The organism is Pseudoalteromonas sp. MMG033, from assembly GCF_057197785.1.
This window is the reverse complement of the sequence record NZ_CM170070.1, coordinates 4,157,225-4,178,183: the sequence shown is the minus strand read 5'-3', so window position 1 is coordinate 4,178,183 and position 20,959 is coordinate 4,157,225. Positions and strand designations below refer to the sequence as shown.

The window sequence follows — 20,959 nt, the reverse complement described above, 5'->3', positions numbered from 1 at the left end:
CCGACATGAATTTTCAAGAACAAATAAAGCAGGGTATCCCTAGCGTATTGCCTGAAGCAAAGCCATATCCGGCAGGGGCAAACCGTGCGCCAAAGCGTAAAGACATTTTAAGCCCAGAAGAAAAGCAGCTAGCAGTTAGAAACGCGCTGCGTTACTTCCCAAAAGAGTGGCACAATGAACTCGCTACTGAATTTGCACTAGAGCTAAAAGATTTCGGTCGTATTTATATGTACCGCTTTAAGCCTAATTATGAGCTTAAGGCGCGTTCAATTTCAGACTATCCAGCTAAATGCGAGCAAGCTGCGGCAATCATGTTGATGATTGACAACAACTTAGATCCGGCAGTTGCACAGCATCCAGAAGAGCTTATCACTTATGGTGGTAACGGTGCAGTATTCCAAAACTGGGCACAATACTTACTTGCGATGAAGTACTTAAGTGAAATGGAAGAAGACCAAACACTTCACATGTACTCTGGCCACCCGATGGGATTATTCCCGTCATCAAAAGATGCACCACGCGTTGTCGTAACAAACGGTATGATGATCCCGAACTACTCTCAGCCAGATGATTGGGAAAAGTTCAACGCACTGGGTGTAACACAGTACGGCCAGATGACAGCGGGTTCTTTCATGTACATTGGTCCTCAGGGCATTGTACACGGTACAACTATTACGGTAATGAATGCATTCCGTAAAGTACTTGAAAAGGGCGATAGTCCAAAAGGCAAGATCTTCTTAACCGCAGGTCTTGGCGGCATGAGTGGTGCGCAGCCTAAAGCAGGTAATATCGCTAACTGTATTACTGTATGTGCAGAGGTAAACCCTAAAGCGGCGATTAAACGTCACGAGCAAGGTTGGGTGGATGAATTAGTCGACAATATGCCTGATTTGGTTGCACGTGTTAAAAAAGCACAAGCAGGCGAAGAGGTGGTGTCTATAGCATTCATCGGTAACATCGTTGATGTATGGGAGTCATTCCTTGCTGAAGATATTTTTGTACACCTTGGTTCTGACCAAACATCTCTTCATAACCCGTGGTCAGGCGGCTACTACCCAGTTGGGATCAGTTACGAAGAGTCAAACCGCTTAATTCGTGAAGAGCCAGAGGTATTCAAAGAAAAAGTACAAGCGACACTTAAGCGTCACGCAGACGCTGTTAACAAGCATACTGCCAAAGGCACTTACTTCTTTGATTATGGTAACGCGTTCTTACTTGAGTCTTCGCGCGCTGGTGGCGATGTGATGGCCGCAAACGGTATCGACTTTAAATACCCGTCTTATGTTCAGGATATTTTAGGTCCAATGTGTTTTGACTATGGCTTTGGTCCATTCCGTTGGGTGTGTACATCAGGTAAACCTGAAGATTTAGACAAGACTGACGCAATTGCTGCAAAAGTGCTCGAAGAGATCATGGCTGAATCCCCAGAAGAAATTCAGCAGCAGATGCAAGACAACATTACTTGGATCAAAGACGCAAAAGAAAACAAGCTGGTTGTTGGCTCGCAAGCACGTATTCTTTATGCGGATGCCGAAGGCCGTATCAAGATTGCCAAAGCATTTAATGATGCGATTGAACGTGGTGAAATTGGTCCAGTTGTGCTTGGCCGAGACCATCACGATGTATCTGGCACTGATTCACCATTCCGTGAAACATCTAACATCTATGATGGCAGCCGTTTTACAGCTGATATGGCGATCCACAACGTTATCGGCGATGGTTTCCGTGGCGCTACTTGGGTTTCAATTCACAATGGCGGCGGTGTTGGCTGGGGTGAAGTTATCAATGGTGGCTTTGGTATGTTGTTAGATGGGTCAAGTGATGCTGAACGTCGACTAGAATCTATGCTGCTATTTGATGTCAACAATGGTATTGCACGTCGTAGCTGGGCGCGTAACGAAGAAGCTAATTTTGCAATTAAACGTGAAATGGCCAGAACGCCGAAATTGAAAGTAACCCTTTCGAATAATGTGGATGATGATATTTTAGATAACTTATCGCTATAACCGCATTTTAATATAGAGCTTAAGGCAATCTTAAGCTCTATTTTTTGCTCAAAAACCCTCGCCCAGACAAACTATACATTTCTATATCCTCAGCTACATCTTCTTCGATAACTTAGGTGCGTGTGAAAGCTCACTTATTGCTCGATCAAATCTAATTATTAAGTATTTAAATAAGAAAATACTCTAGTGAGTTTTATCTAATAATAACGTACTGGTTTTGTAACTAAATGAGAAAATTTATTCCCATTTTATGCTGATGTGTTAAATCCGCTCAAAATAAAGACATTATTTAATTAGTAAATTCAAAAAAATGGCATAATAATGAAATATAAATCCATGTTTTTGATCAAAAAAGTATAAAATTTCACATAAATAAGGTTTTTAAGGATGAAAAAACCTGATATCGTGTCTGTATTGAATGTAACTAACCAAAGGAAATTATAATGTTACTTAAATTAAGCAAAAAGAAAGTAAAAAATCTAAGCGCGTCTAAAAAGTCGCTTAATAATCAACAGACACCTCAGATTGGTGGTGGACAAACTTTTGAAACAATCGGTTGTTTACCAACCGTGAAGTGCCAGGTTTCTTGGCAGTGTTATTCAGACGACTGCTAACGAAAAAAACAAGCATTGCTTGTGTTTGTAAATATCCTTAACCCTTGTCGTAGGTCTTAATTGACCTACTTTCAGTTTTAAAACGACGCTTTTCATTTCTTAGATATAAACTTCATATATATTTTAATTGGTCTTTGTTAAACCGGATTTCAGAATTTCAATTTAGATTTGTTATTGCCTGTGCTGAGTAAAGCTCGACAAGTCCAATGAGTGAGTTTATGAATACCAAGGCGTACGCGCGGTTTAAAAGTAAAATAAAGGAATAAACATGGCACTAAGTCAGATTAAAAATGTGGTTTTTGATATAGGCAACGTTGTTGTTCGCTGGTCTCCTGCGGAAATTATTAGACTGACGTTCCCAGATTCACAATCTCAGGAGCAATTAGTGCAGTCTGTGTTTGGCTCTAACATATGGCTAGATATCAATAAAGGCATGTTTAGTGAACATGAGACTAAGCAAAAATACCAACAAGCACTTGGATTTAGCGCACAAGATACAGAGCGCCTGTTTTACTACATCAAACAAACGCAAATTCTACTCTATCAAGCAACAGATCTTATTTTACAGGTTAAGCAAGCGGGATATGGCGTATATGCACTGACAGATAATGTGCACGAGACAGTTGAGTTTTTAAAACGTACCTATGATTTTTGGGGCCTATTTGATGGTGAGATTGTCTCTGCTGATTTAGGAGTTTTAAAACCACAACCAGAGATTTATCACGCACTGTTAGAGCAATATAAATTGGCCGCAAATGAAATGGTTTTTCTCGATGATATGCCGCATAACGTTGCTGGCGCAAAGGCGGTGGGTATGGAAGCGATACAATTTGAGAGTGTAGAGCAAGCCCGAAAAGCCTTATATGCTTTGGGGCTAGTATTTTAGAATCGTTTTCACGTCGATTTACAGCTACTTTTACATATTATAGCGATATATAAATGTCGATATTAAAATGCATTTAACTTTTATTTAATCCAGTCGATATAATAAAAGAAATGGTTGTAAGGAAAACGACATGAAAATAAATTCAGGTGTTGGAGCGTTAATAAACGCACGTAATACTGCTATCGATAAAACGCTCCAAAACACTTCCCAAAGCCCAGAAAAAATCACAGAGCAAGACCAACAGATTATACTCAAGAATTCAACGCCGATTAATTCTGAGGCAGAAGCGCTACGAGGTAAATCAGACAATGGCAAACTTGTGACTCTGATCTACACGCGAAGTGGTCGGTTAGATCTGCCCAAAAGATATGAGGAGCATCGAGAGCTGCTTGAGAGAGTCATAAACTCGGCAAGTAAACTGTATTTGCATGATACGCCAGCAGCGGCTGATAGAATGGCGGAGCAGTATGAGTCGATTTTGGCGTCTTTACGCGAGGAGATCCCTCAGCTTGATCACCTAAGTTGGGGTTTTTCTATAGATACATCAGGGAAGTTAATTGCAACAGGTCACCTGAATCAAACGCAAAAAGAGACTGTAGAAGAGGCGTTGAACAGTAATGAGAAACTGGTGAATGCGGCACAAGATTTTAAATCTCATTTTTTAGAAGGGCTACAAATAGAAAGAGGAAGCGTGGGTACGAGTCAGTATTGGGGGAAATATGATGTTAATGAAGAAAACTTTGCTGATATTATCGATTTTAAAGAAATGTTTGAACAAAGCTGGAGCTCTGAGGAACATATAGAGTCCTATGGCTACCTGATAAATAAGTGGGAGTGGACTGGGAACATTACTGATCAACTGCGCGCAAGGGCAGAGCCGAAATTTGCCAAATGATATAACTAGAATAAAAATACAAACATAAAAGTGCAAAAGTGCTCATAACATAATGAGTTTTCCACTGTTTTAACATAATAAATACCAGCTTGATTTTGGCTATGGTTTTATTGGTATTCCTTAGCATTGTTATATGCGCTTGGAGCATGAATAAAAGGGCGGCTCCATAGCAAGTTTAACTTTGACTTGTTTTTATGTACATCTGCACAGTATTCGGTATTTGTCACATACCACTGTTATACGACAATTGACGTACTTTAAGTATTATCAATTTAGTGATATATTGTTAACTTTTTGTTATGGTTGAGGTTATTAAAGTAAGTATCTGAAAAGCTGTTGTTATGCGACATTCGTCGTAGATAAAAATTTTAGGCCCTATGCGCATACTTGGCAACAGTTAAAACTCAAGGAGATTAAATGATCGGATCAATTTGGAGTAAATGGGATTTACACATTCACTCTCCATATACTCATCAAGCTAATGAATATGGGGCTTCTACTATAGATGAGTTTGTTGACAAAATAATCTCTTCAGAACTTAGCCTAACCGGGGTTACCAATTACTTTTTCTTTAAAGATAATGAATTAGATGAAATCAGAGGAAAGTTTCAAGAGAAAGGCGTTGAACATACAGTCTTAGGAAACCTCGAGTTTCGTATTGATCAACAAAATAAAGACGGTGAGTGGATTAACGTCCATTGTATATTTTCGGAAAATATTACCACTCAGCAGATAAACAGCATTTTATCCACACTTCCCATCTCCAATACAACTTCTGACGGCAAGCATATCTATTGCTCCCAACAGTCTTTTACTGACTCCCAAACTAAAACATCTGAAGCGATTGTAAAATTTGATTCATTGATAACTCATCTAAATAATAACTTAAAGTTCGGAGTCGATTTTTTAATAGCAGCTTGCCCAAATGGTTATGGTGGCTTTAGACCTGATATGAAGGAAGGGAGGTCACTAGTTGTTGCACTAGAAATAGAGAAACGGTGCCAAATTATCTTAGGCCGACCTCAAGATAGGAACTTTTTCCTTAAAGAGAATAGATATCCATCTGCTAAGCAAAAGCCGGTTTTTCATGCTTCAGATGCTCACAAGTTGGAAGATATCGGAACAATGTACTCTTGGGTTAAAGCTAAACCAACCTTTGAAGGCTTAAGGCAATCTATTATTGAGCCAGACCTGAGAGTTCAGCAAACTGACGACTTTGTCGAAAACACATACATAAAGCCTTGGTTTAAATCAGTAGAGTTAGGTGGAAAGGTATTTGCTGGAGAGGATATTAACTTTTTTAGTCAAACTATCCCATTAAATCCAAACCTAGTCACAATAGTGGGCGGGAGAGGGACAGGTAAAAGTCTTTTTCTAGATGCGATGCATTCAAGATTCAATCACCAATCTGAGCACTCAAATGCACGAAGAGTAAGTGGAGAAAGTCTTTGCGTTGAACTAGATCAAGGTGATGGAACAGTATTAAAGTTCGACTCATCGGCAAATACCTACTCCTATTTGCATGTTTCTCAAGGAGATGTTCAACACTTTAGCCAAAAACCTGATGATCTAAGTGGCGAAATTAAAAGAATGTTAGGAATTCATGGAGTGGAATTTGATTCTGTTACCAGTTCTGAAATATCAAATAACCTGAGTAAATATCGTACGTTCGTTGAATATTGGGAAGATGTTGATTCTCAAAATCAGCGTATTAATACGCAACAATATCAACAAAGCGTTATCGATAATAATACTCAGTTAATTGGGACACTTACCAACCCACAAAATAAGCTGTTAATTGAACAATATCAAAAGAACTCGAAGAGTATTAACGAAAAAAATAACTTCATTGATGAAGCAAGAAGTACCCTCGCTCTTTTGAATCGGCACGCAATAGAAATAAATCAGAAAATCACACTCTTAAATGCCAATCCTTGCTCAACCAATCAGGCACCATTAATTGATGAGTCTTTGGTTAAAACTCCCATTAATCAAAATATTGATATATGCAATAAGGAAATAGAAGCACTAAGTGAATCAAATAGGGAAATAGCGAGACAGTTTAGACAGCAAGGTATCAATCAAGATATATCATCCTTATTAAGCAAAGTGACTGAATATCAAAAATCTATTGATCAGGCGTCATCAAAATTAGCTGAGATAAACCAAAAGACGATGGATTATCAAGCATTTGTTAAAGAGCGTGGTGAACTTGCATTAAAGTACAAAGAGTACATTGATTGCCAAAAAGACAATATAGATCAGGCTTTTCAAAAACTTAAGATAAAACAGCCAGGCTGGAATGATGAGCAAAATGAATTAGTTCAGGAAATTCTTTCAGACATACACATTAATGGTCGTGTCGTATTTAATGTAAATCATTTCTACAGTGGAATAGAAGAATGCCTAAATCGTGGAAAATTCAGAAACACAAGTGAAAAATCTACTTTTGAACGGTTGCAAGAAACATTTTGCGTAAGATCAATTGATGACTTTTTCAAACTTCTTTCCGGTGAAAAAATCATCAACTGTGATGGAGTTCCAACAAGTATTGAGGAGTTCTTTTGGAAGCCTGAGTTCTTTAATAAAGGAGGACGATTTGAGTTGTTAAATTACCTCTACTCACCTTCAAATATTAGAAAATACCTTTATGCAAATGCAGATTTCCAGTACAAAGGTAAAACAGTCAATAAATTATCTGTTGGTCAACGGGGTACATTCTACGTTTGTTTAAAATTAGCAACAGATCCGTTCGGCAGTCCATTTGTATTTGATCAGCCGGAGGATGACTTAGACAATGAATTTATTATGTCACAGCTAGTTCCCCTGTTTAGGAAAATTAAGAAATATCGACAAGTTATCATAGTTACTCACAATGCAAACTTGGTGGTAAATACCGACGCAGAACAAATCATTATTGCTGATAACCAAGGTGAGAGCATCCGCTATACTTCAGGTTCTGTTGAAGACGGTAATGTTAAAGAAAACAAAGGGATAAGAGCAGAGATTTGTAATATTTTGGAAGGTGGGAGTTATGCTTTCGAGAAAAGAGAGCGTAAATATGGTATTCAAGAATTGGCCTAACAAGTCACTGCACTCGGAAATTTTACTCGCTTCGCTCCCAAAATTCCGGTGAGTGAGGCGTTATATGCACAAGGTAGTCATGAGTAAATATCTAGGTTTTATGATCATTTTATTGAGTGGTTGTTCATCAGTCGTATCAAATGAATACATAGCTACCAACCTTACCGACAAATGTTTTTCAATAGAGAAGCCTGTAAATATATATGTGATTAGACAGTTTCCAAATGACTCTTACGAAGCATTTACAGAGAAAAGCAAATCTCGTTTACCTAGTTTTGAAAGTAAATTTGAATTTGTACGCACTCTAACGAAGGGGGAGCTAATTAAAATCACTAGCGTTGTAGATCAATCTTATGGCTCCGCAGGGCATTGTTGGAAAATTAATGCTAAAAGTGAACAGTTATCAGGTGTAGAGTTTGAGCTTCCATCTTGTTGGATGGATAATATGTCACCTTGGTTTTCTCCTGATTCACCTTCTCAGCTAAAAGGTGGTCAAAAAATAGAGGTAGCTACCGATTTTATTAAAGCTAGTGAAAAGTGCATATAACAAGGCAAATTAAAAAATGCGGACAAAAAACAGTTGGCTTTGTTCGTACCTCACAAATTCTAGCCAACTATTTTTAGCCGTTTATTTGCGGCGTTAGGCATACGAAGAAATGGACATCCAAGAATTATTTAGAATTAAGAAAATTCAAACGAATATCGGTGCAAAAGATTGGCATAAGGATTCTGGAATTGCAGCAATTTATCCGCCGCTTACTGAATCAGATTTAGCCTTTGTCCAGTCAGAACTGAATCAACAAATACCAGATTTATTTAAGACATTTCTGTCACAAACAAATGGGTTATTTTTAAAGAAGCTAACTCTGTTTGGACTGCCTGTTAATGATAGCGTTATGCTAGACAGAAAAAGTCTTCGGCCACAATCGTTGATATCTGCAAATCAGTCATGGCGGATAAAGTACAAAGTAGACAGTCAACACCTAATGATCGGCAGCAAAAGTGGTTGGACAGAAAATACTGGAATATTCCTAAAACCAAATAGGACAGGCACAAATTCTTTGCTCCAAGTTGAATTGGAAAAAATAAAATTGGAAAAAGCGGAAATCGAGTCAAATAGCTTTATTGAAGCTATTTCAAAATCGGTTGCAAAAGTAGGTTCGGTTTTAATTGCTATCTACTTAATCCAGATTTTATTGAGCCTAATTAGATATAATTTCAAAATAGCTGAGCACTATGAATCTATTGCTTCAAGTATTGTTTTATCAAATAATGATATAGATAAGCTTGAAAAAATAATGGAAATTACATCTTCTCGTCATATTGACTTTGGTAAAGCTCCTTCTACGCCATCGACATAAATTACTAATGCAATTCAGAAAATGTTGGATAAAATACCTAACAAAAACATCAACAAGACTTAAAAAGTTTGGCTTGGCTCGAAACCAAATAGGACAGACACAAATTCTTTGCTTAAATTGCGTTTCTTGACTACTGTTTAAATATCCAGCTTTTGATTGAGTTGAATAGGAATGACAAGAGCAAGGAAAGCACTAATAGATGACTGTACCGTTGAAATTGACGACTCGCGCTGGCAGTCATTGCATAGTTCTACTGATTTGGTCTGCTTATCACGCTGTTTTTGTTTGTACTCATGATTGGAGACGTTGAAGATACTTGATGCTGTGTAATATTTTTGGCAACCATCCATTGCTATGATCTTCTGAGTGACCGTGTTTTAGCCCGGCAATGCCTGCTTTTACCCATCCTTGGTCAGAGTTGCTATATAAATTGCTAAACAACATTTTGTTAAATGGGTCATCATTAATTAAACCGAGCGATACCATGTCTTGTGTAACATCCCAATAATATTCGCTCAGTGCTGTCAGGTATTCTGTCGGTACAGAGGTGAAAAAGTGAAAGATCCGAATATATTCCGATGAATCTAAATCTTTTCTGATGGTAAAACTGTGCAGCCCTCCTTTAATATGCCTCTTTGCTTTTGAGAAAAACAATTCGTGTACATAGTCATATAACTGTGACTGAATAAATCTAAATGGTGTAAATGTGGTTAGTTGCACAAAGTGCTGGTATGCAAACTTCTCCAGAAGCATTTTGTTGTTACCTGGCGCGAGTGACAATACTAGCAAGCAAGTAAATGCATCTGGCGTCACGAAATTGGCAATGTGCCGTAGTTGACTTGCGCTTATGTGTTGAGTGCGGTTGGGGTAGGCTAAATCAGTATTTGGCTCAAAAATTTTGCAAGTGACTCGTGAGTCCAGAGAACACAGAAATGAATCTATATTTTTCATACATTGTGCTGGATTATCAAGCAGGGTCCAAAGTGGATTGAGTAGGCATCCAGATGCTCCCGGAACTAGATTATCTAGCAATTGAATCTTAGTCATACTACCAATAGGGCTCTCGTTCCATTTTTTATATAAAAAACTGGCAGAGCAATTTCCCATTTCCCGCTTTTCAATCAGATCGCTTAATTGATTCAAGTTGTCCAATCTGAGTCGAGTAAGTATTAACCCAAGCCAGTATCGGGTTGCCAATAGCTGAATTTCTCTTTTAAGGGCCCTGAATTGAGTCAAACTCATTCTCTGCTCCAAATTAGGCATGCGCATGAACAACTCCAAGGAAAATTATTTAACGTTTTGAGTATTAGGGATTTTGATATTTTTTTGCAGCAAATTTATTCCATATAGCATAGTACAGAAGACAGTTTTCGCAGGTGTGCATAGGGTCTACACTTTGTATTAGTCTCTAACAATGTATGACAAGCGGTATGACGGCTGATTCAGATGGGAGTAAAGATATGCATATGTTGGCTGAAGAGTTTGAAACACAGCTATTACAGCTTTATGGCTCTCCAATTTTATCTGGAGAAAATTTGAGGACGGTATTGGGTTACTCGAGCCTTGATGCGTTCAGGCAGGCAATGCACCGCAAAACAGTGCCTGTACCTTTATACACGATGGAAAATCGCCGGGGTCGTTATGCGTATGTCAAAGATGTGGCTGATTACCTGGCAACCATGCGTCATAAGCAGCCGTAGCGCAAACGGCACTTGATATTAGGGAGGTGAATATTCGATTAACTTATTAGTAATTATCTCTTTTCCAAGGTACAGATAGCGAAAAAGCCAGCATTTGACCGATGCTGACTTCTTCTTGGTTGTCGAAATTTGATCCTATCGACACCCTAATTAAAGCTGTCCAGCGCCAGGCTGTCAAGCTGGAAGACAATCCGGCCTAGGCGTTTATGTGCCTTGATTTCGTTGTTTTAGAAATTAAGGAGTCCCATTATGGACGCACATAAGTTACGTAATTTATTACGTTTATTGTTAAATACAAATTACTCTAATGGTTACATTGCAAACTTGACCGGACTGGCTCCAAATACAGCCAAACGCTATCGAAAGAAGTTACAAAGTCAACCACTGACAATACAAGCATTGGATGAGTTTGACGATAATCAACTCAATAGCCTGTTCACTACCCACAAAGCAAATACTTTTCAACGTCGCCAGCCAGATTGGCCTTATATTCATGGGCTTATGCAGCAGAGACACCAAACGCTAATACAGCTATGGGAAGAATATCGCAGAGTAGATCCCGAAGATGCTTATTGTTACTCCCAGTTCACGCATTATTACCGTAATTATATAAAATCGATTGATATCACAATGCGGCAGCACTATGCCCCTGGAGAAGTGGCCTTTGTTGATTTTGCAGGAAAGCGCCCATCGTGGACAAAGCCTAACGTTGGCAAACAGTTTGCGGAGCTATTTGTGGGCGTTTTAGGCCATTCACAGCTGATATTTGCCGTTGCTGTGTTAAACCAAAAGATGGAAAGTTGGTTGTATGCGCACCAGCAGATGCTCAATTATTTTGGAGGTGTTCCCCAGCTAATAGTTCCTGATAACCTAAAGTCCGCCGTCACTAAGTCTGGTAAGTTTCCGGTTATAAATCGAAGCTATCAGGAGATGTCTGAACACTACGGGTTTGTGATAGAGCCTGCCCGGGTGCGCAGGCCGCAAGATAAATCATTAGCGGAAATTGGTGTTTTGCTGGTCACACGCTGGATCACTGTAGTTCTGAAGAGACGACAATTCTTTAGTTTAGAAGAGATGAACGTGGCAATCAGAGAGCTGCTAGAAGTACTAAACAATCGCCCTTTTAAACGGTACGAAGGGTGCAGGCGTTCTCGGTTTGAAACACAGGAATCTGAAGTATTAATGCCTCTAACTGCCAAGCCATTTGATATTGGTAACTGGATCCACCATCAAAAAGTAGATAAAGACTACCATGTGTACGTTTATGGCCACGCTTACTCTGTCCCCTTTGAGTTTGCGCATCAGTATGTTGATATCAAAATCTGCCCAAAAAAAGTAGAAATCTACTGCCATCATAAGCAGATTGCCATTCATGTCCGCAGCCACGTTCACGGTGGTGCAACAACAGACAATCGGCACAGGCCGAAAAGTCACAGAGCCTATGCAGAGCAATCCAAAGAAAGCTTTTTAAAGTGGGCTAAAGGCGTTGGCTCTAATACGGTTTCAGTTGTTACTGCACAATTTTCACAACACTCTGGCCACTCGTTGAAGGGGTGCAAAGCTTGCGCTCAGTTGCAAAAGCTACTTGGACAATATGGACCAAGTCGGCTAGAAAGTGCATGTAAATGCGCCTGTGAAATCCAATCACTGACCGCGAGTAGCGTGCGTTCTATACTACAATGTAACCTTGATAAAACGGATGCAAACGAGAAGTTAGCTCAACTATCACTGCCACTGCATCATAATGTACGTGGGGCGAATTACTACAGTGGCGGGGGAAATAGCCATGAGTAACGAGCAAACTGTTTATGACAATCTGAAGGCGCTACGGTTAGAGGGGATCAGCGAAGCATTGCAAAAAGTATTGCTGACACCGCAAATGTGTGAATGGCCTTTACTGGATACCCTAGCGTACCTGACGAACGCTGAAATACAGTCGAGAGATGTGAAAAAGCGAGAGCGGTTAAAAAGAGACGCAAAACTAAAACAAAGCTATGCCTGTGTAGAGAGTATTGATTATCAGGCCAGTCGGGGAATAGACAAGGGCTATTTGGCAAGCTTAATCACCTGTGACTGGATTTCACAAAATCAATTTCTTGTTATTACTGGCCCAACTGGTGTTGGTAAAAGCTGGCTTGCCTGTGCTCTGGCAAATCAAGCAATTAATCAAATGCGTTCAGTGCATTACTATCGAAGTGGCTTGTTATTTGAGGAAATTGCCATTGCACATAGGGATGGATCTTTGCCAAAGTTCCGCAACAAACTTTCCAGATATAAGGTCATCATTTTAGATGACTTCGGTCTGAGCCCGATGAACGATGGTAATCGGCATGACTTACTTGATTTGGTCGAGGATAGGGTTGAATCAGGCTCGCTTATTATTACCTCACAACTTCCGGTTGAGCAATGGCATGAGTATATTGGAGAGCCCACTGTTGCTGATGCGATTATGGACCGTATTGTACATCGGGCACATATAGTTCAGTTGCATGGCGAATCAATGCGCAAGCTTCATTCTCCGCTCAGGGAGGTTAAATCATGATAACTCCCGCCAACTCCCTTAACGAGGCTCTCACAATGTCCATAACATCCGATGGGCAAATCGCAGATCAGTTATTTCAGTATTACCACGAAAAGTTGCTGGACATGCCCAAAGTACTTGAGTTGCTGAGAAGTCAGGGTATTGATGATGCACAAATTCTTCATAAATACTTGGGCTATTCAGATCGCTCATTGAATAAAGCTTTACCCGGTGCGAGAACAGCACTGGGCGGATTTGTGCGGGGCCGCTTGCAGGCCATGCAGTTACTTAGAAAATCTGGGCATGAAGTATTTGCTGGCTGTGTAGTGGAACCCTGCTTTGACCTCAATGGAATGGTATGTAGTGCCTGTGGTGTGCGGTTTCGGCGGCAGGCTAGCAGAGCACGACCACGTATGGTGTTTTGGTATCGTGCAGGAATCTACTATGCGCCATTTGAATTTTTACTACCAAAAATGGGAGGTTATTATGCTTAATCCTCCACCAGATCTGGCTCTGTCAGACTGTATTCCATTCTACTTGCAACTATGCAGTGCCAGAGGCCAGAGCGATAAAACTGTTTCGGCAAAAGCCTCCAACTTATCGTTATTTTCCGTCTGGTGCGAACAGCATCAGGTATTGTCTGCGATGGATGTCGATCTTGCGACCTGCGAGCAATATCAGTGCTTCCTGAACCAGTACAGAACCCGCAGCGGACAGCGCCTTTGTAGAGGTACAATCCGCAACCGGTTAACTGCTGTTAAGTTGTTTTTAAGGGCATTGTTTAACCGGTCGCTGATAACGGATTCGGATTTTGAGAAGCTGGAGCTACCACGCTGTGGCAGGGTGTTACCAAGGCCTGTACTAAGCGTAGATGAGGTTAAGCGTATAATTCATCAACCTAACACTGAAACTGTAGTGGGCTTGAGAGATACAACCATACTGGAACTTTATTACGCAACGGGATTGAGACGTTCAGAACTCGCTGAGCTGACAATGGATAATGTAGATTTGGCGCAGCAGCAGCTTAAAGTGTGCCATGGTAAAGGGTTTAAAGACCGGCTTGTTCCCATTGCTCCGAATACATGTGAAAAGTTGCGCGTCTATATCAATCAGATCAGACCTATGCTGACAACTCTTTGCTCTGGAAACACCGTATTTGTTGCCACCCGTGGTAAACCATTCAGACCAACTCAGCTCTCTGAACTGATCGCGGGTTATATTAAAAAGGCGGGGATCACCAAAGGGGGAGCTTGTAATCAACTTCGCCATGCCGCAGCCACGCATTTATATGAAGGTGGTGCAGACTTGAGAGCGATACAGATGATACTTGGACACGCAGATATTTCGACTACTCAGGTATATGTGCATGTAAGCTTATGCCATGTACGAAAGATATATTTGCAAGCCCACCCGCTGGCAACACACAAACTCAGATAACTGGCCGCATTGCGGCCTTTTCTTTAAAGTGCTAAATTATAAAGGTACACATTTTAAAGGTGATTTTATGTCAGCCAAAGAGTCCGTCAAGACGGTTAGTAAAGCGATGATCTATAGAGCAGTAGCGAGCTCAACGGCGATTGAAACCGGAGTCGCTACAAAAGAGATTGAGAAAAAGCTTAAATCTAGCAATAGGCGTTTTGCACATATCAGCCTTGCAAATTAGTTTGTAAGGTATCATTAACCAGCCTTTCTAAATAGCTATAGTTGCCAGCGACGCCTGCTTGAATAGATTTAAAGTAGTATTCTTTGTTTTCGTCCCACAGAGTGTAGTCAAAAGGTGAATAACCAGCTTGCAAAGCCATGACATCCAACAATAATCTAGATATTCGCCCATTTCCTTCTCTAAATGGGTGAGCTAAAATAAACTCAACGTGGCTTTCCGCAAGATATGAAACAAGTTCAGTTCTACTTTTATCGTGCAGGTTGGCAAACTGGACAAGGTATTTGCTTTCAAATTTTTGTGTGAGTGTTGAAATTTGATTGGGGGCTGCAAAACTAAAGCCTTCTTTTCCTAATGTGACGGTACGATTTCTACCAGCCCATTCATAAACATTGCCAAGCCATTTTCTATGCCATATGGCAATATCATCAAATATAAGCACTTCAAAAGGCCAGTAATCTTCAAAAACAACTTCGTACAGTCGAAGAAGTAGCTCTGTTTCCAGAGACTCCATTTCTTCTTCATCAATGATTTGTAGTTTATTGAGGAGAACTTTCTCATCTGAACCAGGCTGGTAGCTGCCTTCAGCCGATTCTACGTCATACTTGGACATTGTATTCATCAATTCTATTTCACTGAGCCTATTTTAACTTATGTAGGTTCAGTACGTTGCACTTTTTTATTGAAAATATTAATTCGATTAGTTCATATGAATGGTCGGATCTACGATGCAGACACAGGCCGATTTATGCAGGCCGACCCGTTTGTGCAAGCACCAAGCAATTTGCAGAACTATAACCGCTATAGTTATGTGCTGAATAATCCGATGTCTTATACGGATCCGAGTGGGTATTTGTTTAAGAAGCTTGAGAAGTTTGTTAAGAAGAACTGGCGGACTATTGCGGCGATAGGATTAGCTGCGGTTGGCGGATATTATGCATTAGAGGCACTAAAAACAGCCATAGCTACGGGAGTCGGTTTTGGAAAAGCATATGGGATCGCAGCTGCATCTGGTTTTGCTTCAGGGGTTATATCAACTGGCACTCTTAAGGGAGGGCTTACAGGAGCTGCGACATCCATGGCTTTTTTGGGTATTGGTCAAGCGACTATGAAAGCCCATGGTGCAATTAAGATACTTACGCATGCGACGGCTGGCGGAGTAGTTTCGAGCTTAAAAGGTGGTAAGTTCGGCCATGGGTTTATCAGTGCGGGAGTTACGAAAGGCGCTCAAGTCGGAGAGTTTGTTCCTGATGAGCTAATATCTGGCAGTATAGCGTCGGCTGTAATTGGTGGTACAGTATCAGAAATTACAGGCGGTAAATTTGCAAATGGTGCGACTACGGCTGCGTTTCAGTTTGCGATGAATCAGTGGGTGACTAGCCAGCAGTCTTCACAACAAGATAACTCGTTGGGAGAGGTCCCTGGTTATAGTGAAACAGGCAGTAATAGTTGGAGAGCAAGCAATGACCAAGCTTTTTCTGATGCAGCTGATTCATATAATCACCAATATGGTTATTCTCCTGGTGACGCAGAGTATGTTACTCCTAGAATGATTAAAGCGTGGGCTATGGTTGAGTCTGGTGGAGATAGAGAAGCATTTTTATCTGATCCTTTACAGGTAAACAACCCAGGGGATTGGGTTGCAAGGAAAGCTGAACTTGGGTTGACTCTTGGTCAAAACATGGACCCACAAACAAGCGCTTTCGCCGCATTGGAGTGGTTAAGGTATAAAGGGTTTGTACATAATTCTGCGGGGCAAAAAGTTTTTTATAGGGGCCACTCCAAAGCCTTAAGAAGATACAATGGAAATGATAGTACGGCTTATAGACAGACTGAAGGTAGAGAAATGCGTGACTGGTATGCCGACAGGGTAATAAATTTACAAACAGGTATGTAAAATGAAAGGAAAAATAATTAAAATTTGTTTATCATCTTTTTTAGTAGGCAGCTTATTTTATTTTGGTGAGACTAGGGCTGAGTGCAGCGAAAATGTAAAGGCAATATCAAAGAAGTTGAGTTTACAGGCGTTTTCTGGAGTTCTAGATGGTCGAGAAAAAATAGAACTTATAGGTGGGATGTCACATCTTGATTTCAATTATTGCATATATTTTTATGCTAGAGAGTTTGGTAATCGCCGCCTAGCCAAAAGATTGGTTATTATAGACAGCAATAATGGCGAGTATATAGGGATGTTTGAAGTTAATGACAAACCAGTGAGTATTGCTGGAAAAAATATTAATTTCGACTATCAAGATGGTTTAGGGAATAAAATAACAATCGGACCTACAGGGCTTCCGAAAGATGTTTATTTGGATGGAGAACCAAAAGAGTTATTTAAATAACAACAGCGTAGGCAAAATTTGAGGTGACATCCATTCAAAATTGGCGCTCAGTGAGCGCCTTTTTTCTGTGCAATCACGCCAGCGCGGTGTGCAGTGGAAACAAGTACAGGCATGCACACCTAACCAGCAGATATTGCATTTGAGGCCAGTCCCACCAAATAGATTTGAAAACCAAATATGACAGGCACATATTTATTGCAATAAGCAGGCACAATAAGAAAATAGGACAGGCACAAATTTATTGCTTAGATTACGTTTCTTGGCTACTGTTTAAATATACAGCTTTTGGTTGAGTTGAATAGGAATGACAAGAGCAAGGAAAGCACTGATAGATTTGTCGTCGACGTCTTATTATCACTTGATAGCATGGTGTGTACGCCGTGCTTTTTTGTGCGGAGATGATAAGTATACAGGTAAAAGCTTTGACCATAGACGAACATGGTTAGTCGAGAGAGTAAAACTGCTAAGCAGTGTATTTGTCATTGAAATAGCGGCTTACGAAGAAAATAGGAAGAAAATAGGACAGGCACAAATTTATTGCTTAAATTACGTTTCTTGGCTACTGTTTAAATATACAGTTTTTGGTTGAGTTAAATCGGAATGACAAGAGCACGGAAAGCACTGATAGATTTGTCGTCGACGTCTTATTACCACTTGATAGCACGGTGTGTTCGCCGTGCTTTTTTGTGCGGAGATGATAAGTATACAGGTAAAAACTTTGACCATAGACGAACATGGTTAGTCGAGAGAGTAAAACTGCTAAGCAGTGTATTTGCCATTGAAATAGCGGCTTATGCCATTATGAGTAACCACTATCATTTGGTTGTTAAAGTGAATATGCAGCAAGCACTTAATTGGTCCGATAACGAAGTGATATCAAGATGGTATAGGTTATACAAGGGTAGCCCGATCATTGATAGATACCTTCACGGCGATATTCTCACTGAAGCAGATCTATTGCTTGTATCTGAACTGATTGAAAAGTGGAGAGCTAGGCTGTTCGATATCAGTTGGTTTATGAAAAACCTCAATGAATACATAGCAAAAGAAGCAAATAAAGAAGATGGTTGTACGGGTAAATACTGGGAAGGGCGGTACAAGTCTCAAGCCTTGCTTGACGAAACAGCACTGCTCAGTTGTATGGCTTACGTAGATTTAAACCCAATCCGAGCCAACATGGCAAATAATCTAGAGAATAGTGATTTTACCTCGATTCAGGAGCGCATAAGGCACTTTAAAAATGCCAAAGCAAGCGCACATAAAGCTAATCAAGATAATGAAGCTGCGCATCAAATTAAACAGCCAAAATCACTAAAATCATTTGGTATAAGTGAGTATGAAAACACATTACCTTTCTCTTTGCTGGATTACCTCGAGCTAGTTGATTGGACAGGTCGTCATGTTCATTCGAAAAAGAAAGGGGTCATACCAAACAGTGTGCCCGATATTCTAGTATCACTGAAAATTGAAGAAGCGACATGGCTGGATAGGATACAAAATTTTGGAAGTCACTACTGTAACTTTGTAGGCTTGAAAACGGTGTTAAGAGCGCATGCAGCTAAAAATGATGTAAATTGGTATAAGGGAGTTGGTTAGTAAAAAGTTACTTAAGCCTTGCTTAGAAATCAAGCTTTTCATGTTTAATAAAATAAAAATATTCCTATTTGAAGTTAATATCTAATGTAAGGTGCTTCTCGATATTCCTATAGTGAAGAACCCACTGTTTTGGAATGACACCTCGAAATTTGCTCAGCTTTTTTTAAATGTACTTGTTAGTTTTTGCAATATTAAAATGTGTCTGTCCACTACTTGCGCACTAATGAGTTTGAATTTCTTCAAAACGAGCTTAAAGTTAGCACTGGAGACGTTTATGTAGGGGGCCCCGTGCCTGCGAGCATGACCAGTGGCACTGTCTACGCGGTTGTTCAATGTTCGAATATCTAGGTGGTAGAAGTTGCATAACCAAAATAGGACAGTCACAAATTTATTGCTTAAATCTCGCCCAGTTTAAAATTTAGTTGAGTGGGAATGACAAGAGCAAGGAAAGCACTGATGGATTTGTCGTCTACGTCTTATTATCATTTAATAGCTCGGTATGGACGACGTACTCTATTGTGGAGAAGATGAATACACATTAGAATTTGTGGGGCAGTCACAATCATGTATGTCACATTCAAATCTTAAATGTTGAGCCTCAACGTTGGTGTGAGGCTCAGAATCATTGTTTTACGATGCTTTATCAACTAATGACGGTTCGGCAACTCTAACTTCATGGATCCGTTGATAAACTTTGACCCATTCACCTAAACTTGGCTGAGGGTAATCTGGGTATTGTAGATATTGATAAATAACCTCACCTTCACTAAAGTCTGGCTCTAGCACTAATGTTGCTTTAAAGTTTGGTGGAATTTGAGGTCCAGGTCCTTGACCAGGGTGCTGTGGCCAATGGATATTAGGGAAGCCGGTAAGATCAATTCTTACTTTTGATCCAGGGCCCATAACCGTTTCATAGATTAGATTACCACTTACATGTGAAACACTGACTATTGGATCTGCCAATGCTTTGGTGACTTCTGCATAGCCTGTCGCTGAATCATGGATCGTATCAAGAGTAAGCTGTAAGTTTAATGTAGGTGCACCGGCATATAATTCACCAGTTTCTGATTGTAGTGCTAGATGAACCAGACCCGCTCGTTGTGTTGTTAAGTGATCTTTTTGCTCTGACATTCTATTCTCCATTAATGAGATAATTTCCTAGTTATGATGTTTTTCTAACATCAAAAAAAGGGTAGCCAGCGCTCGCCAGAAAAGTATTACAAGGCCATTACACATCAAGAAAGACGGTTTTTTAGCAGATCGCTGCTTAGTTATTAAAATTATTCTGCGGGATCTGAATAGCGACTAGCTTATGGTGTCGCTTTAGTAGACACATAACATCTCATATTTTTGTCCATTACTTAACTGTATATAATTGAGTGGCAAATTATTAAGGTATTTGTATACCAATCAAAAATAGTTAACTGCTAGAGATAGTTAATATCGCGATGTATTCAAGGAATTATATGATATTTAGTAAAATAGAAGAAATGCACTGGGACAGCATTTTAGACATTCAAGAAAAATCTTACCAAGAGATTGGCACAGAAGGCTTAGCGGTACTCAAAAGTAAAAATGAGGCATCTCCAGATACTTGCTTTGTGTATTTATCTAGCCAGGGAGAAGTACTCGGATATGTGTTAGCCCACCCATGGAGTGGTATTACGCCACCAAAATTATTCGAGCCTTTGCCAAATATCGCTCATTGTGAGTATTTATACCTTCACGATATGGCCATAACACCCAGAGCAAAAGGAAAAGGAATTGGCAGGGCAGCAGCCTTAAAATTGATAGAAATCGCCCAGAAACAAGGAATCGGTAAAATAAGTTTAGTAGCGGTACAAGGCTCCGACCGCTTTTGGTCGTTGATTGGATTCCAAGAAGTCCAAGGGGTCAATGCATGTGCAAGCTATGGCGATAAGGCCGTTTTAATGGAGAAGGTTCTTAGCGAGTAAAATAAATATTGACCAAATATATACTACTAATTTGTTTGTAGAGAGCAAGGTTATTAATAAAGTATTCACCTCAATAATATTCATAAACTTTGAACATTTGTTATCGTTAAAATATGTGTTGTCAGATTAAAAACAGGAATGACTTTGCAATCCATGATGTAGAGCGCTTTGTCATGCGTTGAAGTTTATCAGCTTCAATAAGGTTATTGTGCGTCGAGAAATCACCATATCGTCTGCTGAAATGTGCAGAGGTCTAAGTTGGGAATTTGAAGTTTCCAAGGAAGTAAAAGTAACGAGTAGCAATGCGTTATCGGATCTCATTTTTGAGAATCAGAAAAA

General features: G+C 39.9%; 20 protein-coding genes. 17 read left to right on the top strand and 3 right to left on the bottom strand.

Annotated elements, in window-relative coordinates; translation table 11 throughout:
- Positions 1-5: 5 nt before the first annotated feature.
- The 6 genes from AC2CZC_RS18205 (at position 6) to AC2CZC_RS18180 (ending at position 8,846) form a co-directional block, all read left to right on the top strand.
- On the top strand, positions 6-2,006 hold the full coding sequence (locus AC2CZC_RS18205; protein ID WP_063361199.1) for a urocanate hydratase: 2,001 nt from the start codon (positions 6-8) through the stop codon (positions 2,004-2,006).
- A gap of 882 nt (positions 2,007-2,888) precedes the next feature.
- A complete protein-coding gene (locus tag AC2CZC_RS18200) occupies positions 2,889-3,506 on the top strand; it encodes an HAD family hydrolase (protein ID WP_484582898.1) in 618 nt (205 codons plus the stop codon).
- Positions 3,507-3,636: 130 nt separating this feature from the next.
- Positions 3,637-4,401 (top strand): hypothetical protein, encoded by a 765-nt coding sequence (locus AC2CZC_RS18195; protein ID WP_484582897.1) that lies wholly within the window; start codon positions 3,637-3,639, stop codon positions 4,399-4,401.
- Positions 4,402-4,818: 417 nt separating this feature from the next.
- The gene (locus AC2CZC_RS18190; protein ID WP_484582896.1) at positions 4,819-7,485 is read left to right on the top strand and encodes a TrlF family AAA-like ATPase; all 2,667 of its coding nucleotides are present in this window, start codon (positions 4,819-4,821) and stop codon (positions 7,483-7,485) included.
- A gap of 79 nt (positions 7,486-7,564) precedes the next feature.
- Complete coding sequence (locus AC2CZC_RS18185) at positions 7,565-8,032, top strand: hypothetical protein (protein WP_484582895.1); 468 nt, start codon at positions 7,565-7,567, stop codon at positions 8,030-8,032.
- Between the two features lie 109 nt (positions 8,033-8,141).
- The gene (locus tag AC2CZC_RS18180) at positions 8,142-8,846 is read left to right on the top strand and encodes an SMI1/KNR4 family protein (protein ID WP_484582894.1); all 705 of its coding nucleotides are present in this window, start codon (positions 8,142-8,144) and stop codon (positions 8,844-8,846) included.
- 291 nt (positions 8,847-9,137) lie between these two features.
- Here AC2CZC_RS18180 and AC2CZC_RS18175 read toward each other — a convergent pair whose 3' ends face one another.
- The gene (locus AC2CZC_RS18175) at positions 9,138-10,115 is read right to left on the bottom strand and encodes a hypothetical protein (RefSeq protein ID WP_484582893.1); all 978 of its coding nucleotides are present in this window, start codon (positions 10,113-10,115) and stop codon (positions 9,138-9,140) included.
- A 161-nt stretch (positions 10,116-10,276) separates the two neighbouring features.
- On the opposite strand from AC2CZC_RS18175, the gene AC2CZC_RS18170 reads away from it, so the two are divergent.
- The 6 genes from AC2CZC_RS18170 (at position 10,277) to AC2CZC_RS18145 (ending at position 14,730) form a co-directional block, all read left to right on the top strand.
- Positions 10,277-10,546 (top strand): hypothetical protein, encoded by a 270-nt coding sequence (locus AC2CZC_RS18170; protein ID WP_484582892.1) that lies wholly within the window; start codon positions 10,277-10,279, stop codon positions 10,544-10,546.
- Positions 10,547-10,795: 249 nt separating this feature from the next.
- Positions 10,796-12,340: an IS21 family transposase gene (gene istA, locus AC2CZC_RS18165; RefSeq protein WP_484582891.1), complete on the top strand. Its 1,545-nt coding sequence runs from the start codon at positions 10,796-10,798 to the stop codon at positions 12,338-12,340.
- On the top strand, positions 12,333-13,088 hold the full coding sequence (istB, locus tag AC2CZC_RS18160; RefSeq protein ID WP_484582890.1) for an IS21-like element helper ATPase IstB: 756 nt from the start codon (positions 12,333-12,335) through the stop codon (positions 13,086-13,088). Before istA ends, istB begins: the two co-directional genes overlap by 8 nt.
- Positions 13,089-13,123: 35 nt before the next feature.
- Positions 13,124-13,561: a hypothetical protein gene (locus AC2CZC_RS18155; RefSeq protein WP_484582889.1), complete on the top strand. Its 438-nt coding sequence runs from the start codon at positions 13,124-13,126 to the stop codon at positions 13,559-13,561.
- The gene (locus AC2CZC_RS18150; protein ID WP_484582888.1) at positions 13,554-14,504 is read left to right on the top strand and encodes a tyrosine-type recombinase/integrase; all 951 of its coding nucleotides are present in this window, start codon (positions 13,554-13,556) and stop codon (positions 14,502-14,504) included. Before AC2CZC_RS18155 ends, AC2CZC_RS18150 begins: the two co-directional genes overlap by 8 nt.
- A gap of 67 nt (positions 14,505-14,571) precedes the next feature.
- A complete protein-coding gene (locus tag AC2CZC_RS18145; RefSeq protein WP_185843583.1) occupies positions 14,572-14,730 on the top strand; it encodes a hypothetical protein in 159 nt (52 codons plus the stop codon).
- On the opposite strand, the gene AC2CZC_RS18140 is transcribed toward AC2CZC_RS18145, so the two are convergent.
- A complete protein-coding gene (locus AC2CZC_RS18140) occupies positions 14,714-15,340 on the bottom strand; it encodes a Fic/DOC family protein (RefSeq protein ID WP_484582887.1) in 627 nt (208 codons plus the stop codon). The two genes, AC2CZC_RS18145 and AC2CZC_RS18140, sit on opposite strands and share 17 nt — an antisense overlap.
- A 69-nt stretch (positions 15,341-15,409) precedes the next feature.
- Here AC2CZC_RS18140 and AC2CZC_RS18135 point away from each other — a divergent pair, with 69 nt between their 5' ends.
- The 4 genes from AC2CZC_RS18135 (at position 15,410) to AC2CZC_RS18120 (ending at position 18,665) form a co-directional block, all read left to right on the top strand.
- On the top strand, positions 15,410-16,624 hold the full coding sequence (locus AC2CZC_RS18135; RefSeq protein WP_484582886.1) for an RHS repeat-associated core domain-containing protein: 1,215 nt from the start codon (positions 15,410-15,412) through the stop codon (positions 16,622-16,624).
- A 1-nt stretch (position 16,625) separates the two neighbouring features.
- The gene (locus AC2CZC_RS18130) at positions 16,626-17,069 is read left to right on the top strand and encodes a hypothetical protein (protein WP_484582885.1); all 444 of its coding nucleotides are present in this window, start codon (positions 16,626-16,628) and stop codon (positions 17,067-17,069) included.
- A 304-nt stretch (positions 17,070-17,373) separates the two neighbouring features.
- Positions 17,374-17,658, top strand: a complete 285-nt coding sequence (locus AC2CZC_RS18125) for a hypothetical protein (RefSeq protein WP_484582884.1) — start codon at positions 17,374-17,376, stop codon at positions 17,656-17,658.
- Positions 17,659-17,669: 11 nt separating this feature from the next.
- Positions 17,670-18,665, top strand: coding sequence for a transposase (locus AC2CZC_RS18120; RefSeq protein ID WP_484582883.1), 996 nt, complete (start codon positions 17,670-17,672; stop codon positions 18,663-18,665).
- Between the two features lie 630 nt (positions 18,666-19,295).
- Here the strand turns inward: AC2CZC_RS18120 and AC2CZC_RS18115 are convergent.
- Positions 19,296-19,796: a DUF1842 domain-containing protein gene (locus AC2CZC_RS18115; protein WP_484582882.1), complete on the bottom strand. Its 501-nt coding sequence runs from the start codon at positions 19,794-19,796 to the stop codon at positions 19,296-19,298.
- Positions 19,797-20,131: 335 nt separating this feature from the next.
- Here AC2CZC_RS18115 and AC2CZC_RS18110 point away from each other — a divergent pair, with 335 nt between their 5' ends.
- Positions 20,132-20,620, top strand: a complete 489-nt coding sequence (locus AC2CZC_RS18110) for a GNAT family N-acetyltransferase (RefSeq protein WP_484582881.1) — start codon at positions 20,132-20,134, stop codon at positions 20,618-20,620.
- Positions 20,621-20,959: the final 339 nt, after the last annotated feature.

Bases quoted from the DNA above. Each gene is read 5' to 3' on its own strand.
- AC2CZC_RS18130 (WP_484582885.1), top strand. From the start codon at position 16,626: ATGAAAGGAAAAATAATTAAAATTTGTTTATCATCTTTTTTAGTAGGC.
- AC2CZC_RS18195 (WP_484582897.1), top strand. From the start codon at position 3,637: ATGAAAATAAATTCAGGTGTTGGAGCGTTAATAAACGCACGTAATACT.
- AC2CZC_RS18180 (WP_484582894.1), top strand. From the start codon at position 8,142: ATGGACATCCAAGAATTATTTAGAATTAAGAAAATTCAAACGAATATC.
- AC2CZC_RS18120 (WP_484582883.1), top strand. From the start codon at position 17,670: ATGACAAGAGCACGGAAAGCACTGATAGATTTGTCGTCGACGTCTTAT.
- AC2CZC_RS18170 (WP_484582892.1), top strand. From the start codon at position 10,277: ATGACGGCTGATTCAGATGGGAGTAAAGATATGCATATGTTGGCTGAA.
- AC2CZC_RS18145 (WP_185843583.1), top strand. From the start codon at position 14,572: ATGTCAGCCAAAGAGTCCGTCAAGACGGTTAGTAAAGCGATGATCTAT.
- AC2CZC_RS18115 (WP_484582882.1), bottom strand. From the start codon at position 19,796: ATGTCAGAGCAAAAAGATCACTTAACAACACAACGAGCGGGTCTGGTT.
- AC2CZC_RS18205 (WP_063361199.1), top strand. From the start codon at position 6: ATGAATTTTCAAGAACAAATAAAGCAGGGTATCCCTAGCGTATTGCCT.
- AC2CZC_RS18150 (WP_484582888.1), top strand. From the start codon at position 13,554: ATGCTTAATCCTCCACCAGATCTGGCTCTGTCAGACTGTATTCCATTC.
- AC2CZC_RS18140 (WP_484582887.1), bottom strand. From the start codon at position 15,340: ATGTCCAAGTATGACGTAGAATCGGCTGAAGGCAGCTACCAGCCTGGT.
- AC2CZC_RS18175 (WP_484582893.1), bottom strand. From the start codon at position 10,115: ATGCGCATGCCTAATTTGGAGCAGAGAATGAGTTTGACTCAATTCAGG.
- AC2CZC_RS18125 (WP_484582884.1), top strand. From the start codon at position 17,374: ATGACAAGAGCAAGGAAAGCACTGATAGATTTGTCGTCGACGTCTTAT.
- istB (WP_484582890.1), top strand. From the start codon at position 12,333: ATGAGTAACGAGCAAACTGTTTATGACAATCTGAAGGCGCTACGGTTA.
- AC2CZC_RS18200 (WP_484582898.1), top strand. From the start codon at position 2,889: ATGGCACTAAGTCAGATTAAAAATGTGGTTTTTGATATAGGCAACGTT.
- AC2CZC_RS18155 (WP_484582889.1), top strand. From the start codon at position 13,124: ATGTCCATAACATCCGATGGGCAAATCGCAGATCAGTTATTTCAGTAT.
- AC2CZC_RS18190 (WP_484582896.1), top strand. From the start codon at position 4,819: ATGATCGGATCAATTTGGAGTAAATGGGATTTACACATTCACTCTCCA.
- istA (WP_484582891.1), top strand. From the start codon at position 10,796: ATGGACGCACATAAGTTACGTAATTTATTACGTTTATTGTTAAATACA.
- AC2CZC_RS18110 (WP_484582881.1), top strand. From the start codon at position 20,132: ATGATATTTAGTAAAATAGAAGAAATGCACTGGGACAGCATTTTAGAC.
- AC2CZC_RS18185 (WP_484582895.1), top strand. From the start codon at position 7,565: ATGAGTAAATATCTAGGTTTTATGATCATTTTATTGAGTGGTTGTTCA.